General features: G+C 61.5%; 18 protein-coding genes. 3 read left to right on the top strand and 15 right to left on the bottom strand.

Going from position 1 to position 13,533, the window contains the following annotated elements; genetic code table 11:
• Positions 1-39 precede the first annotated feature (39 nt).
• Genes TM49_RS17250 through TM49_RS17280 form a run of 7 tightly spaced genes read right to left on the bottom strand, consistent with a single transcriptional unit; the run spans position 40 to position 7,122 of the window.
• Entirely contained in the window at positions 40-396 is a 357-nt protein-coding gene (locus tag TM49_RS17250; protein WP_045683088.1) for a hypothetical protein, read from the bottom strand.
• Complete coding sequence (locus TM49_RS17255; protein ID WP_045683090.1) at positions 389-1,540, bottom strand: phage head spike fiber domain-containing protein; 1,152 nt, start codon at positions 1,538-1,540, stop codon at positions 389-391. The genes TM49_RS17250 and TM49_RS17255 overlap by 8 nt, the downstream gene beginning before the upstream one ends.
• A gap of 3 nt (positions 1,541-1,543) precedes the next feature.
• Complete coding sequence (locus TM49_RS17260; protein WP_045683092.1) at positions 1,544-1,810, bottom strand: hypothetical protein; 267 nt, start codon at positions 1,808-1,810, stop codon at positions 1,544-1,546.
• Between the two features lie 4 nt (positions 1,811-1,814).
• The gene (locus tag TM49_RS17265; protein WP_045683093.1) at positions 1,815-2,459 is read right to left on the bottom strand and encodes an XkdW family protein; all 645 of its coding nucleotides are present in this window, start codon (positions 2,457-2,459) and stop codon (positions 1,815-1,817) included.
• On the bottom strand, positions 2,459-3,316 hold the full coding sequence (locus tag TM49_RS17270; RefSeq protein WP_045683094.1) for a hypothetical protein: 858 nt from the start codon (positions 3,314-3,316) through the stop codon (positions 2,459-2,461). Before TM49_RS17270 ends, TM49_RS17265 begins: the two co-directional genes overlap by 1 nt.
• The gene (locus TM49_RS17275) at positions 3,313-6,510 is read right to left on the bottom strand and encodes a TipJ family phage tail tip protein (RefSeq protein WP_052699906.1); all 3,198 of its coding nucleotides are present in this window, start codon (positions 6,508-6,510) and stop codon (positions 3,313-3,315) included. The genes TM49_RS17270 and TM49_RS17275 overlap by 4 nt, the downstream gene beginning before the upstream one ends.
• A 15-nt stretch (positions 6,511-6,525) precedes the next feature.
• Positions 6,526-7,122, bottom strand: a complete 597-nt coding sequence (locus TM49_RS17280; protein WP_045683095.1) for a tail assembly protein — start codon at positions 7,120-7,122, stop codon at positions 6,526-6,528.
• 82 nt (positions 7,123-7,204) lie between these two features.
• Here TM49_RS17280 and TM49_RS17285 point away from each other — a divergent pair, with 82 nt between their 5' ends.
• The 3 genes from TM49_RS17285 (at position 7,205) to TM49_RS23130 (ending at position 8,366) form a co-directional block, all read left to right on the top strand.
• Positions 7,205-7,432, top strand: coding sequence for a DUF4160 domain-containing protein (locus TM49_RS17285; protein ID WP_045683097.1), 228 nt, complete (start codon positions 7,205-7,207; stop codon positions 7,430-7,432).
• A complete protein-coding gene (locus TM49_RS17290; protein WP_045683099.1) occupies positions 7,407-7,880 on the top strand; it encodes a DUF2442 domain-containing protein in 474 nt (157 codons plus the stop codon). The genes TM49_RS17285 and TM49_RS17290 overlap by 26 nt, the downstream gene beginning before the upstream one ends.
• Positions 7,881-8,015: 135 nt before the next feature.
• Positions 8,016-8,366 carry a HigA family addiction module antitoxin gene (locus tag TM49_RS23130; protein WP_244464873.1) on the top strand — a complete coding sequence of 117 codons (351 nt, stop codon included), beginning with the start codon at positions 8,016-8,018 and terminating at the stop codon, positions 8,364-8,366.
• Here the strand turns inward: TM49_RS23130 and TM49_RS17295 are convergent.
• The 8 genes from TM49_RS17295 to TM49_RS17330 are packed head-to-tail and all read right to left on the bottom strand — an operon-like array spanning position 8,301 to position 13,506.
• Positions 8,301-8,996 carry an NlpC/P60 family protein gene (locus tag TM49_RS17295; protein WP_045683101.1) on the bottom strand — a complete coding sequence of 232 codons (696 nt, stop codon included), beginning with the start codon at positions 8,994-8,996 and terminating at the stop codon, positions 8,301-8,303. The genes TM49_RS23130 and TM49_RS17295 overlap by 66 nt on opposite strands.
• Before the next feature lie 13 nt (positions 8,997-9,009).
• Positions 9,010-9,765, bottom strand: a complete 756-nt coding sequence (locus TM49_RS17300) for a phage minor tail protein L (protein WP_052699908.1) — start codon at positions 9,763-9,765, stop codon at positions 9,010-9,012.
• A complete protein-coding gene (locus tag TM49_RS17305; RefSeq protein ID WP_052699909.1) occupies positions 9,762-10,130 on the bottom strand; it encodes a spike base protein, RCAP_Rcc01079 family in 369 nt (122 codons plus the stop codon). The genes TM49_RS17300 and TM49_RS17305 overlap by 4 nt, the downstream gene beginning before the upstream one ends.
• Complete coding sequence (locus tag TM49_RS17310; RefSeq protein WP_045683103.1) at positions 10,127-10,474, bottom strand: phage tail protein; 348 nt, start codon at positions 10,472-10,474, stop codon at positions 10,127-10,129. Before TM49_RS17310 ends, TM49_RS17305 begins: the two co-directional genes overlap by 4 nt.
• Positions 10,474-12,459: a phage tail tape measure protein gene (locus TM49_RS22720; protein WP_052699910.1), complete on the bottom strand. Its 1,986-nt coding sequence runs from the start codon at positions 12,457-12,459 to the stop codon at positions 10,474-10,476. Before TM49_RS22720 ends, TM49_RS17310 begins: the two co-directional genes overlap by 1 nt.
• The gene (locus TM49_RS24075; protein WP_082074791.1) at positions 12,456-12,686 is read right to left on the bottom strand and encodes a phage tail assembly chaperone; all 231 of its coding nucleotides are present in this window, start codon (positions 12,684-12,686) and stop codon (positions 12,456-12,458) included. The genes TM49_RS22720 and TM49_RS24075 overlap by 4 nt, the downstream gene beginning before the upstream one ends.
• A complete protein-coding gene (locus TM49_RS17325) occupies positions 12,683-13,090 on the bottom strand; it encodes a hypothetical protein (protein ID WP_045683109.1) in 408 nt (135 codons plus the stop codon). The genes TM49_RS24075 and TM49_RS17325 overlap by 4 nt, the downstream gene beginning before the upstream one ends.
• A complete protein-coding gene (locus TM49_RS17330) occupies positions 13,090-13,506 on the bottom strand; it encodes a phage tail tube protein (RefSeq protein WP_045683110.1) in 417 nt (138 codons plus the stop codon). The genes TM49_RS17325 and TM49_RS17330 overlap by 1 nt, the downstream gene beginning before the upstream one ends.
• Positions 13,507-13,533 lie beyond the last annotated feature (27 nt).

Below are 13,533 nucleotides of genomic sequence, written 5' to 3' on the forward strand. Positions count from 1 at the left end.
TTTTTCCTTGGATTGTTCGCCGGTCAGGCCGGCAGTCGGTCAGGCGAAGCGTTCGGCCGGCGTCGCCGGCTCGGGCGCGACCTGAACGGCCGCAAGCTCGCTCGGCAGCGCTACGCCGTCAGCCATACGGATGTTGACGTGATAGCCATCAACGGCCGTCATCTCCGGATACTCAACGCCGTCCTCACCCGTCAGCATCTTGCCAGTCGGTGCATAAACGAGACCATCGCAAGCAGCACCGACAGGCTTGAGCGCCAGCATGCCTGCTGGCAGGTCCGTATCGAAATAGGTTAGCCGAACAGGCTCAACCTCTCCGGCTGGACCCGTCACACCCACGGTATTGAGAACGACCAACGCCTCAGCATGGTCGGAGAATTTCAGAAAGATGTCACGCATAGGGCACCGCCTTTGCCTGGAGGTCATCGTCGGTGACACGGAACGGCCAGATTACGAGTTGATCATACCAACCCTGGGCATAATACCCGGTAGCATTCCTTCCTAAAAAAGAGGGAGCCAGCTCTGCTTCCTGAGTTGACGATGTGGATACGGGCGCGAAGCCATCAAGTGCCCCGCTCTTGCCGTTTGTGTCCCAGGACACGCCTACCCCCATACTCGGTGTAGGCGCTTCATAGATGCTGATGACAATTGAAGGGTATCCGATGACCATCGCGTTATTATCTGCCCTGAGCAGTATGGCGAAATCGGCATTCTCGTAGCCACCAAGAATTACGCCGTTTACGGTCCCAAGGGGCGTTACCTTTTCCCCGGAAACCACCACACTAGCTTCGCCCCGCTGCAACAAAGCCGCAACCGGCTCCGTCAATTGGGCCTTGTCAGCCGGACGGGTGACTGCCGTCCCAGAAGTCGGAATATAGGAGGATGCAAAATCGCTTGCTTCCACCTGCGGCCCCCAAACATAAAAGGTCTCTTCCGCGCCCTCGAAGGCAGGCAATCGGGCCACTTCAGCATCCGGAATGGCCGCGACATAGAACGTCGAGAATGCCGTGGCAGCTGGCAAGCCTGTCATGGAAACCCGGTACCACCCCGATCCGACAGGCGAAATGCCGGCTGAACAATTCGCCTTACGCAAGAGCGTTCCCGCCATCAGATCAAAGTTTGCAAACGACGTGTTGTTCACACCGAACGAGTATGCGAGCTGCACGATGCCTGACGTACCCGCCTTGACGAAGACACTCACCGTCGTGGCGGTCGCAGCAGTAAAATTCGCCGTCATTTGCGCGCACTGGACACCCTGATCAGGCCCCGCAGTAAACAATCTGGCGTCATCACCGCCGGCCGGGTCCAGCTGTCCCGCCGTCATCGTCGAATGCTGTGAACCACCGGATCCGTTGAATGCCGCGCTATTGCCTGTGGCAGTATTTGTCGCCGGCCCCTCCAGCAGCAACTGCCGCCGCCCATTGGTATAATCAAACCGCGGCACATCGGCCGCGGCGATACGGATCATCCCGTCGGCATCGACATAGGTCGCCGTACCCGGCCGGGTAAAATCAATCATCTCCGCAAAACCTGCGTTTCGCATGGTTCACCTCGCATATCTGTCAGAGGAAAAATCAAGAATGGCGGCCGGCGGCTTGCCGATCCCGTTAGTATTGACCGCCGCATAAGCCGGAAGTTCCCACCAGCCTTCGGTGATCGCATAGCGATTGCCGCCAAAGTCCAGAATGGCGGCCGGGCCGAGCGTCAGACCCGTATCGATGTCAGTGACCGGAAAGGCGGCAGACGCCCACCAGCGCCTGCGACCTGGTGGCCGATTGGCCGCAAGGCTCAGTCCGATTGTCAGTGATGGCATGGTGCTACTCCGGCCAGTTTCTGTCGGCGGCAAAATCAGCCGGGATCGGTAACAGATCCTTCAGCGCCCGGGCAGCGAAGAGGTGCGCCTGCTTGTGGGCAAGTGCTGCCTGGCCAAGCGCATACATGGTCGCTGCATCCATCTTGTGCGTGCTGTTGTCGGCTGCGATCCAGACAAAATCGCTGGCGCCGCCATGCCAGCGATAGTCGCCCGCCGCAGCACCGTTGATGATGGCGCCAAGGGCGGCCGTTGCCGCGCCGGCAATGTTCTCCCGGTCCTCGGCCCGGGATTGATACATTACGCCGCTGAAGACAAAACCTGCCGCAATCCTGAGGTCGCGTTCGGCATCGATAGCATGGCGCAGAGCGCGGTTTGAACGCTCCTGGACGAAGGCCTCGACCGCATCGCGATGTGCATCGAACAGGGCATGAAGATCACCCGGCGCTGGAAAGGCCGCATCGATCTGCCAGTCGAGAATCACGGCCGAACCGACGCGCTCGCCGGTCTCGTCATCGACAATATGGCCAGTGCTAAAGTCCCTGCCCGGTTCTGCGCCGGGATAGGCCAGCGAGAGCAGATATCCGAGCGCATCGTGGTCGAGATCCGGATTGAGCGCATTGGCGCTGTCGGGCGTGATTGTGGTCGCCATTATTGGTTCCTCGCATATTTGGCCCGGACATAGATCTCGCGCACCGCCCAGTCATAGTTCTGACAGCGCAGGCCGGTGATGAACATGCCGTCCGGGCAGTCGACCGTGTTGCCGGTGGTCTGGACCGTGCCGATCTCGTATGTGCCGCTGTCATGCTGCACGCGGGCGCCGGCGGCGGCGCGGCTGTTGGCATAGGCGGACGCCCTGCTTTCGATCCGGTCATTAATGGCCGAATAGGCATCCGACCGGCCCCAGTTGTTCCAGACGGAACCGCTGACATTGCCATCGGAATGAATGGTCCAGCCGGCGCCGGCGGCCAGATCGCCATTGCTGCGGAACGAATACTCCATGCCCCGCGACCAGATGAAGCCATCGCCATTGTTGCGCTGACCGACCTCGACATAGCTGTTACCGCCATTGTTGGAGCGGAACTCGATCCGGGCGTCGTACTGGCCGCTCGCCTGGAACGATGCCAGCGTCGCGCCGTCGAACAGCACCCGGACAAAGCCGGTGAGCGTTCCGCCGTTCGTTGCGTAAGCGCCGAGCTTGCCGCGGGCATCTGCCGCATCGCCGGCCGTCATCAGGTCATTGGTGAAGGCGGTTCCGCCGGCACTCAAAAAACCGTGCCCGTCGGGATCCACCTCGCCGATCGCGACATCGGCCGCGCCGTCGAAGACAAAGAGCTTCCACGGTTTGGAAGCGGTGCTGATCCACATTGTGCCGCCGGTGGCGTAGGTAGGGCGTTCCACACCGCTATGCAGCGAGAGCGTTGCTGTGCGCCAGCTGTTGATATTGGCCGCGAGCTGCGAGCCATTGGTGACGGTCGGGTCGATCGTCACATTGTTATGCTGTGTCATGCATGCACCTTTCCGTAGCCGGCGGCGACATAGTCGAACGACCGTTCGACAGGCGTGCCGGACTGGTCTTTGAACACGATGTCAAAGCCGCTCTCGTCTTTGTTTGCGATCTCGTAGAAGTCACCGAAGCGCAGGCCCTGGGCCGAGACCGAAAGTCCGGTCAGGCCGAAGTAAGGCGGATCGAAGCCAATCCGTCTTCCCTGCGAGGGCACGGCAAGATTGTTGCCGCTCAGGATCCTGTCGGGCATGTCGACCGTCAGCTCGGCCCGCGCGACGATCGGCGTGATGTTGTCATCGACCGAGGTGAGGACCAGCCTCATCTGATAGGCTCTTGCTGCCACGTCGCCGGTCGCCGCCTCACGCCAGTCTGACCAGAGAGCGCCGGCACTTTCCGGATCGTCATCCGTGGTGCGCATCTCCATGACCGCATTCCACTTCGACGCATCCGCACCGACAATGCCATCCAGCGCGCTCAGCACCGGCCATTTGACCATGGTGTCATCAACATCCTGCCCATAGACCGACAAGACCGGCGTCACGCGGGAGGTATAGACCGAGCCGAGATCGATCGTGCGAGAAGACACGTAAGTGCCGGAGGGTAACAGCCCGCCGTCTTCCGCCTCGTCAAGCCGCAGCCCCGGCTCTCCCACCCGGCAACCGTCAAACGTTCCGGACCAGTCCGGCTGTTCGACAAAGCGTTCCACGGCGTTCATCGGCGTGGCGCCGACTGTCGTCTGGATGATCGTCGCAAGCGGGCTTTCCACCCCCTGCCGCGTCACAGCCTTGATCAGATAGGTGCCAGGCCGCGTCGGGATCTGCACGCTTGTGGCATCGACATGATCAAGCTGCGCGCCGGATGACCGCCAGGACACGCCCGTCAGTTCCGGCGAATAGCGGATCACGTAATGCGACAGGTTGAGCGCCGCCACCGGCGACCAGGTCAGCGTCGCGACATCGCCAATGACAGCAATATTGAAGTGCTCAACATTGGAAGGCGGCGACAGCACGCTTGCGAGATAGACTGCATCCAGCGTTGCCCAGGGCGAGCGCTGGTTGAGCGCGGCAAAGACCGAGCGAACCCTGAAACTATAGATCCCCGGATCAAGATCCTGCAAATCGATCGACACGCTTTCCGTTGTTCCAACAGCAAGCCAGATGCCGCCCTGCTCCTGATACTGGACCTCATAGAGCGTTGCCCTTGTGTCATTCGGTGCGCTCCAGCCAATGCTGACGGCGCCACGTGCAGAGACGCCACCGGCGAGATAGAGATATTCCGCGACCGTGACATTCGACGGCGCCAGAAGCGGACCGGTCGGATAGGTCGAGAAGGACGGCGGCTCGAGCTCCAGTCCCTTCTCGACGCGATCCCATTTGGTCGCATCATAGATCAACGCCGAGACATCGAACTGGTGCTTGTCGTTTTCCGTGATCGACAGCACCCGGAACGGGCGTGGCGCCGCATCCGAACCCGTCAGGATCCACATCGCACCGGTAACAGGGCGATCTGGAAGGGCCGAAGACAGGGCGAGTGTTTCCGTTTCCCCTGCCCCGGCCGTCACCGTTCTGTCTGCGAGACTGCCGTCCGGCATGACAACAGTCAGCGTATAAGCATCGCCGTCTGCCAATGTCACCGGCGCATCGAGCGTGACCGATGCAAGATCTTCGGATACCGCCTTCACCCGCCCGCCATAGCGCACGCCGGCATAGGAAGGATCGGCGACCAGCACGACATCACCCGGCGCGACATCGGCGTGATCGAGCCCGGCCCGATAGGTCACGACCTCGGTCGAGTTCTGTTCGGTATCGAGCAGCCATGCGCCATAGCGATGCGCCTGCCCGCGCGAGCAGCAGCCGATCGCCTGGATCTCGGTCTGGCGCGAGCCGTAACGTGCAACGGCATCGGCATCCTCGACCACTTCGATGGCCGGCATGTAATTGTTGGCCGGATCGAACCAGCGAACAAGCACTTGCGTGTGGCGGGCCGAGAGCGCCGATCCCTGATAGCTGAATGTGCCATCGACCACATTGGCGGGCGTCACCAGCTTGACGGGATCGGCAGGCTTGTCACAGACCGCCGTGACCGCGCCCGTGCCCCAGTAGACCATGCCACGGAACACACCGGCAAAAGCCGTCAGGACATTGATCGCCTCATCACGCGACGTGATCGCGCCATTGAACGTATAGCGCGGTTCCTTACCCCCGAACCCGTCATCGACCGCTTCGTCGCAGTATTGCGCGATCTCGTAGAGCGCCCATTTGGACACCTGCCCGACATCGACATACTGGCCGAGGCCATAGCGGTCATTGACCACGAGATCATAGAAGATCCAGGCCGGGTTATCGGTGACCGCGCGTTTGAACGTGCCATCCCAGACACCGGCATAGCTACGCGCCTCCGGATCAAAGTTCGACGGCACGGCAATCTCGATCCCGGCCCAGTCGACAGAGACCGTCGGAATGGCACCGCCGCCGAACTCGGCTGCATCAAGCGTCACGCCCATCACCGCACTGTCGGGATAGGTCAGCCGGTAGTCTTCAATCACCGTATAGGAGGACCAGTAGGTCTGGTTGTTCGACGTGGTGCCGTTGGCATCTTCGGAGAGCCGACGCACGCGGATATACCATGGCCCGGTTCCCTCAAGCGGGATCCGATAGGCCCGGACATAGGGCGAGGTGCATTTGCCCGAGATCGTATCGGTGCGGACCTCTTGCCATGTGCCTTCCTCGGTTCGGCGATCGATGGCGATATCAACCGAATTCTCTTTGACATTGCCATTGTCGGGATCGGTGAAGATCAGCTGCGGCACCTGAATGGAAACGCGCACCGCCGTTGCCGCGAGATTGGTGATGGCACGCGTTGCCGACAGATCCTTCTTGATCTCGACGCCGACGCCCTGTTCGTTCTCGACAGCCGGAAAGCCGGACAAGGCCGCCTGGTCGGGAAAGCCATTGCGGGTTTCGAACGAGCCGCCTTCGAAGTTGAGCGTGCCGTCGCTATTCTGTACCGGCACGTCATCGAAGAAGATCGACTTCGCCCCGTCCTTCAGCCCGCCGGTGACGCCTTCGCTGACCAGAAACAGAAGCCGCAGCGTCTGTTTGGAGCGCAGCGTGTTCGCCGCTTCGCTATAGCCGCCCGAGCCACCGCTCTTGCCGCCCTTGCCGCCGCCACGGCCGGAGATACGCATATCGTGCATGATTGTCTCCGAAACTCAGATGGCCACGTCTTCGGTGGAAAGTCCGGCGGCGATCAGCACCGGTTTGACGCGGAACCCGCGCCCATAGACCAGCGGCACGGGACCGCCTTCGGTCGTGACGTTGGCGCCACCGCTGAAGAGATAGGAGGACTGGTCTTCGCCGCTATTGGAATTGATCTTCGGCGCCGGCGACAGCATCTGCCCGAGCCCGCCCATGGCGAGCGCCACGCCAAGCCCCTTCATCGCACCGCCGATCGTCGAGCCGCCGATGCCGATGCCGGTAATGGCGCCCGGGAACATAAAGGCCGCGCCGATCAGGAAGACGCCGGCGATGATCTTGCCCAGGCCGCGATTGCCCGCGCCGGCGATGACCGGAACGATATGCAGATCCGAATACCCGAGCTGAAAGTCGAGATCATCCGGCCCGAGCGCCATGCCGGTGTCGGGATCCCCGCACAGAACGCGGAAGTTCCTATCCGCCACATATTGCCGGAAACCCGGCACGATAGCGGCAAGCGCCTGCCCGGCCTCCCCGGCGCTCGCGACGTCGATTTGGTAGACGGGGGCGAACCGCTGCGCGAGATCGCCGTGGAGGTGGATTTTGCGTAGCATTCCGGCACCTGGAAATAAGAAATAGTCATCATTGAAATAGTGCAAGCTGTGCACTATATTGACGAGGAATGCGGGGACTGGAATGCCGACCATCGTCAAAATCGGAAACATCGCTATTCAGATTTATGCCGATGATCACAACCCGCCCCACTTCCATGTGGTCACGCCGGACCATGAAGCGGCCGTCCTGCTGGACAGTCTTGAGCTCATGGTCGGCAGCATGGACAGGAAGAGCCTGAAAGCCGCACTTGAATGGGCACGCGACAACAAGGAGCAACTCATCAATGAGTGGAACCGCCTCAATCCGTGACGACGACGTGGTTTCGGTCGGCCGCAGGCTCCCGCGCCTTGCAGCCGTCGAGCCGCGCGAGGGCCGCAAACTGTTTGTCCGGTTTGACGACGGCCGGGAAAAGACAGTCGATCTCGCCCCGGCTCTGGAAAGCCGGCGTTTCTACAAGCCGCTGCGCGAGGACGATGCACTGTTTCGGTCCTTCCGAATCAATGAATATTGTAACGCCATCGAATGGAACGACGAGCTCGACTTCTCCGCCATGTGGCTGGAGGCGCTGCCGCCGGCAGAGTTTACCAATGACGATTTCCGCAGCGCCATGGAGCAGCTGGACCAGACGCTCGACGGCATGGCGCGCGCGCTCGAACTCTCCCGGCGGCAGGTTGCCTATTATGCCAAAGACCGTCCCATCCCGCGCCATGTCGGGCTCGCCGTGCGCTATCTGCTCGAACACAGACATTCGGCGTGAATGCCAGGGGAGCGCCCGTCAGAGGGCAGAAGCTTGACACCGCCAAATTTGGGCTTAAATTTTCCGACATACGAAAGGACTGACTAACCTAGCTTTGGGAACTTGCCAGATTGTTTGGGGAGTAGAACAATGGATATGACTTTGCCTGCCGTTCATCCGGGCGAGATTCTTCGCGAAGAATACCTGGTTCCTCTCGATATTAGCGCAAGACAGATCGCCAAAACCCTTAGGGTTTCTCACGAGAAAGTCGATAACCTCGTAAACGAAACAGGCCCTGTCACGGTTGAGCTTGCGCTTAAGCTTGCTAAATACTTTCGGACCAGCCCGGAATTTTGGATGCATGCCCAGGCCGCATACGATCTTCATATGGGCTATTCAGAGGTCGCTGATCAGCTTGCAGCTATAAGCGAGTTCGAGAACCTAGCCGATGTAGCGAACGCAATGGGTAACGCGTCTCAACCACGGCCCGATGGGCTCGCGCCGTGACAGCCGCCCGTCGAGGTGATGCAGGCAAAGGCCATCCGCGAGCAGAATGCCGGAATGGCACGGCACTTTCGATACGAGCCGCATGAAGAACACATCGCCGGGCTGAGCTTCCGATGCATCGACTGCCCGGAAGCCCGCCTCCTCAAAAAGATCGGCAAGCAGGTTTTCGCCCTCTTCCCACCAGCTCTTTGAGCGAGCAAAGTCAGGGAGGCGAATGCCGCGTTCCTGCCAGTACCAACTGCGCACAAGTCCGTAGCAATCAAACACGCCCGGCACGAACGACCGCCCGGTCAGCGGCACATCCAGGCAGTGATCGCCCCACCAGAGAATAGGCGTCGTTACCTCGCCGTCGCAGCTCACGATCCCGAAGGGAACACGCGCGGCGATCTGACTTTCCATATCGGCTTTTGACGGCCAGTGCGGATGCACTTTGGCATTGTGGCTATGGATAACCGCCTCCGGCTTGAACTTCAGCCAGGTTTCGGCCGGCATCTCGAAGCCGTTGTCCGGATCGGCTGCGATGTTTTCGACGCGGATATAGCGACCGCCAGACACCACGCCGCAAGCCTCTTCCGGCCATGCCGCAAGCGCATGCGCCCGGGCCTCCCGGGCGACATCATTACCAAACATGATTGCTTATCCTTCAGGTGTTTGCTCGGCCGATGCCGGGAAAGGCCCGGGTCGGCAGATCGCCATGGCCGAAGCGCCTGACGCAGCCCGATTGCAAAAGCTTGCTGCAGCGATCCTCCGACGCCGAAACCGCATCGCCCTTCGCATCAAAACAGGCCGACCCCGCATAGGGGCATGTGGCCCTCGAATAGTCGAAGGCACCGGTCTCCGGATCGAAGCGGCGATAGGTATGCGTGCAGGCGCTCTGGATGACCTGACGACCGGGCAGTTTGCGCCCCTGCTGATCGATGGCGGCGGCAAGCGTCCACTCGATATAGACACGGTTCTGGTTGGTCTTCTGCTCGATACGATAGACATCGATCGGGAAATGCGCATCCGGATCGGCATCCTCCATCCCGTCCAGAAACCGCCGGAAGGTGCGGATGCGTCGGAAGGTCGCCCCGACCAGATCGCCAAACTCGTTGACCACGGCCGACAACACGCCCGAGACATTCGCGACCTTCAGCGTCGGGCGCGGCATGGTGCCCTGCGACGACATCTCCCAGCCATCGGTCTCGATCGGTGTCGGCGCATAGACGTTGCCGCCGAAACTCACCGGCGCTTCCTCAAAGGCCGATGACGTAAAGCGATAGATGCCGCCGCCGATCGCCGATGCGTCGAGCTCGTAGAGGTGGATGACATCATCGCTCACCAGCCCCTGCGCTGTCTGCGACAGGCCGTTTCCCGCCTGCTCGATAACCAGCATCGTGCCATAATGCGATCCCGTCATTTGACCAGCGCCACGATCTCGGAGGCCGTCGTGCCCGTCGCCAGCACCTTGTGGGCCGCGACAGGCAAAAGCGTGCCGCTCTGGCAGTGATAGACGGCCACACCACCGCCTGCCTCGATCGCAACCGCACCGCCGAAGCCGACAAAGACCGACACGACATCCTCCAGCACCGCGTCATCGGATGGCGTCACCGCCTGATGCCGACGCGCCGGCGTGACGATCTCCACCGCTTCGCGGACGGCTTCCACCAGCGCCGCCGCTTCATCGGAGAAGCCATGGCGAGGGCTGATCGAGCCATCCGGATTTGTCTCGGCGGCAATCGGGCGCTGGACGCCCGTGGCGTCATAGACTTTCAGCTCCGTCATAGATCGAAGACCCTTTCAATGGTCGCGTTGATCGTGTCATGCCCGCCACCTGCCCCGGTTCTGGTCCAGGTCTTGCAGCGGTAAAGTCGCGCCTCCTTGTCGCGCGGCAGCTTCCATTCGAAGGCATGGAAGCCGCGCAGCGACAGGAAGAAGCTCTCGATCCGGTCTGCCTCGTCCAGTGTCAGACCGGGCCAGATCGCATTGAAGGTCACACCCGTCGTGTTAAGCCCGTCACAGCTGCGCTGGGTATAGCCATCGCCAAACCGGCTCTCCAGCGTGCGCAGCTCGACCGATTTCGTGCTGGTGATCGCCGGGCATGCCGGCGGTTCGAACTTTTCGGCCATCAGAACGGCCCTCCTGCAAGCATGCCCCGCGCCCGGGCGTTTTCCTGAAGCCGCTTGTCGACGAATGCGTCGATCTGTTTGCGGAACTCCTTGCCCATCGCGACGGCATCCTTCGGATCCGTGCCTTCGGGAACCGCGACGTTGATATCGCCAATGCTGACCGAGCTGATTACCGAACCCGAAGACGTGGATGAACTGACCGCCCCAAGCCGGTGATTGGGAATAATCTCACCGCCGCGCGGCAGGTTCAAAATCTCCGGGCCACGCTCGCCGACCAGCGCCATACCACCCTGGGTGAAGCTCGTGCCGGTCGCATGCGCCGGGACAAGACCGCTCAGCAGGCCGCCGCCAAACAGGCCTCCAAGCGGGCCGTCACCGAACAGCGCCGCCTGTGCAGCCGCTTCGATCAGCTTGTTGATCAGCGTGTCGAGCGCGTCGTTGCCTGTTTCGATTGCCGGGATCAGCGACATGAAGCTGTCACGCGCGGTATCACGAAAGAAACCCGCCGTATCGGCCGCCTGCTGCTGCTTGTCCTTCTGGTCTTCGATTGCGAGCGTCAGTTCGCGGATGGAGGCTTTCTCGCTGTCGGTCGCGGCTGCACCGGCACGACGAAGGTTTTCGAATACCTTCTTCTCTTCGGCCCCCATTTCGGTCATCTGCAACTCGTCGCGCAGCGCTTGAATAAGCTTTTCGACAGCTTCACGCTCGCGGTTCACCGACGCCGCGGAGCCGCCGCCGCCTGCTTTGCCCGCATCGCGACGGCGCCCGCGTGCATCAAGACGGGCCTGCGCCTGCTGACGCACCATTTCTTCCGTCGGCGCACCGCCAGCATCCTCATACTGCTTGCGGACAGCCGCCATTTCCTTTTCGAGCGCGATCTGATCCGAAGTCAGGCCATTCTGGCGCTGCAGCTCGGCCGTCACCTCGCGGTTTGCGGCAAGCTTCTGCTCGAGGATCTCCCGACCGGCATTGTAGTCGGCGTAGTCATCCGCCTGATTGCGTGAGACGGTGACATCGACCGGCGGAAATTCGGTCACGTCATTGCCGGCGTCATCCGAGGGTACCCAGCCCTGCCCGTCGACCCAGACCATCTTCTGGCTCATGTCGACGCCCAGTGCACCGCCAAGCTTTGTCCATATGCCCGCATTGCCTGCCTTCTGCAGCGCCTGGTCAAGCATCGTCATGAACGCGCCGAGATTGCTGACGAGCCCCGAGACGAGGCCGGCCACTTCCACAAGGCTGGATTTGACACGGGTACCGATGACAAGCGCCATCGCCTCCCATTCGGCATTGACGTCCTCTGCCTTCTGCAGAAGCTCTTCATCCATCACGGCGCCCATATCCCGGGCTTCCTGCCGGGCATCGGCGATACTCTGGCCAGCCTCATCCATCAGCGCTGAAAAGTCCTCGGCAGCCGTGCCGCCGAAGATCTCGTCGAGAACGCGGATCTGTGCTGCCCGGTCGAGCTGACGGATCTTGCCGATCAGGGTTTCGAACATCGATGCCGGATCATCCAGCATGCGCGTGAGCTGACGGGCAGAAAGACCGAGACGCTGGAAGGATTCGGCTGCAGAACCTCCACCGGTTTTGACAAATTCATCGGCCCGGAGCTGCATTTCTTTGAGGCCGTCGGTCAAAGCGTCGACGCCGATCTTGCTCTTCACGGCGGCGTAACGCAGCTCCTGAAACGCTTCAAAATCGACGCCAGCCGTCTTCGCCGCCTTGCCGAGATCCGTCACGGCATCGACGGCCTGTTGTGTTGCAGCCACGAACGACCCGAGGCCGAGCGAGGCAGCAAGACCACCCGGCCCGCCGGCCAGCATCCCGACCAGCGAATCCGCCCCGCCGATCTTCGATTTGATCGACAGGAACGAACTCGCCGTATCGTTTGCCGCCGTGCGCGCCTGCATCCGGATCCGGGTCATCGCGCCTTTGAACTCGCGATCGTCGGCCCCGATCGTGACGGGAATATCCGGTCTGCTCATTGCGGTTCAGCTTTCCTGCGGATGGACTTTTGAGAGCCATGGCCGGCGACGATCTCGCGAATGCGCGTGCGGCTGACAGGCGAGGCCTGCGAAGACCTGCCCGTTACACCAGCGATAGCCATGGAGAGTTCGGAGGGCGTTGCGGCCCAGAAGGTGGCCGGCGACCAGTGCAGCCGCTCGGAAGCGACGGCGAGCTCGAACAGCGTCCGGACGTGGTCGGCGATCAGGACGCTGACGGGGGCTTTTTTCCGGTGACGGCCGCCTCCACGTCTTCAAGAGGCGACGCGGTTTTCCGCACGCGATTGCCAGCCTCAATATGGGCGGTCAGCGCCTGTTCGATGCCAGTGCGCCAGTCCGCCTGGTCGGCAGCCGAGATGTTCGTGCCCGACAGCACCCGGGCGGCAATCTCCGCCCTGCCCTCGTCGTCGTCGGCAACAGCAAGGCAGCGGACTGCGCAGGAGACTGCGAAGGGCTCGAAGCCAAGAAGCCGCTGATAGACCTCGTCCATAGTCCGGGCGCCGATCGCCTGTGACAGACGCATCAGCCCGGCGAAGGTGACGGCAACGGCGAAGTCTTCCTTCCCGATCGTCACCGCAGCCTCACCGCGGAGCTCATTTGCAAACGCCGTCATCAAGCCGCCGCTTCGAAAGCCACGTCGCCGTCAAAGACGCCGGAAAGATCGCAGGTCAGCTCTCCGGTCTTGTCACCCTGGAAGTTTGCCGACAGGAGCCGCATGGGCCCTTCGAAAACCCCCACTGAGGGCACGGTTACCTGATATTCGGCGAGTGTCTGGGCGAGGATATCCTGAAGCACCAGCGCCTGTGTCGCCGAGCTGACATAGGCGCCGGAACCGGACCAGCGGACAGACTGCACGCCGCCGATGGAGGAATAGCGCAGAACCCCGCCCGGATTATCCGCATTCGGCTTCGTGGTGTCGACCTCCTCATTGTTGATGTTGAGCGAGCGCTGTTCGACCACACAGACAATGTCGAAGTTCTCTGTCGCGTCGCTCTTGCGCTTGATGATCAGTTCGCGGCCCAGTGCCATGGCAAAATCCTTTCAGGGAAAGCGCGC

The sequence above is a fragment of the Martelella endophytica genome, assembly GCF_000960975.1.
Lineage (GTDB): Bacteria > Pseudomonadota > Alphaproteobacteria > Rhizobiales > Rhizobiaceae > Martelella > Martelella endophytica.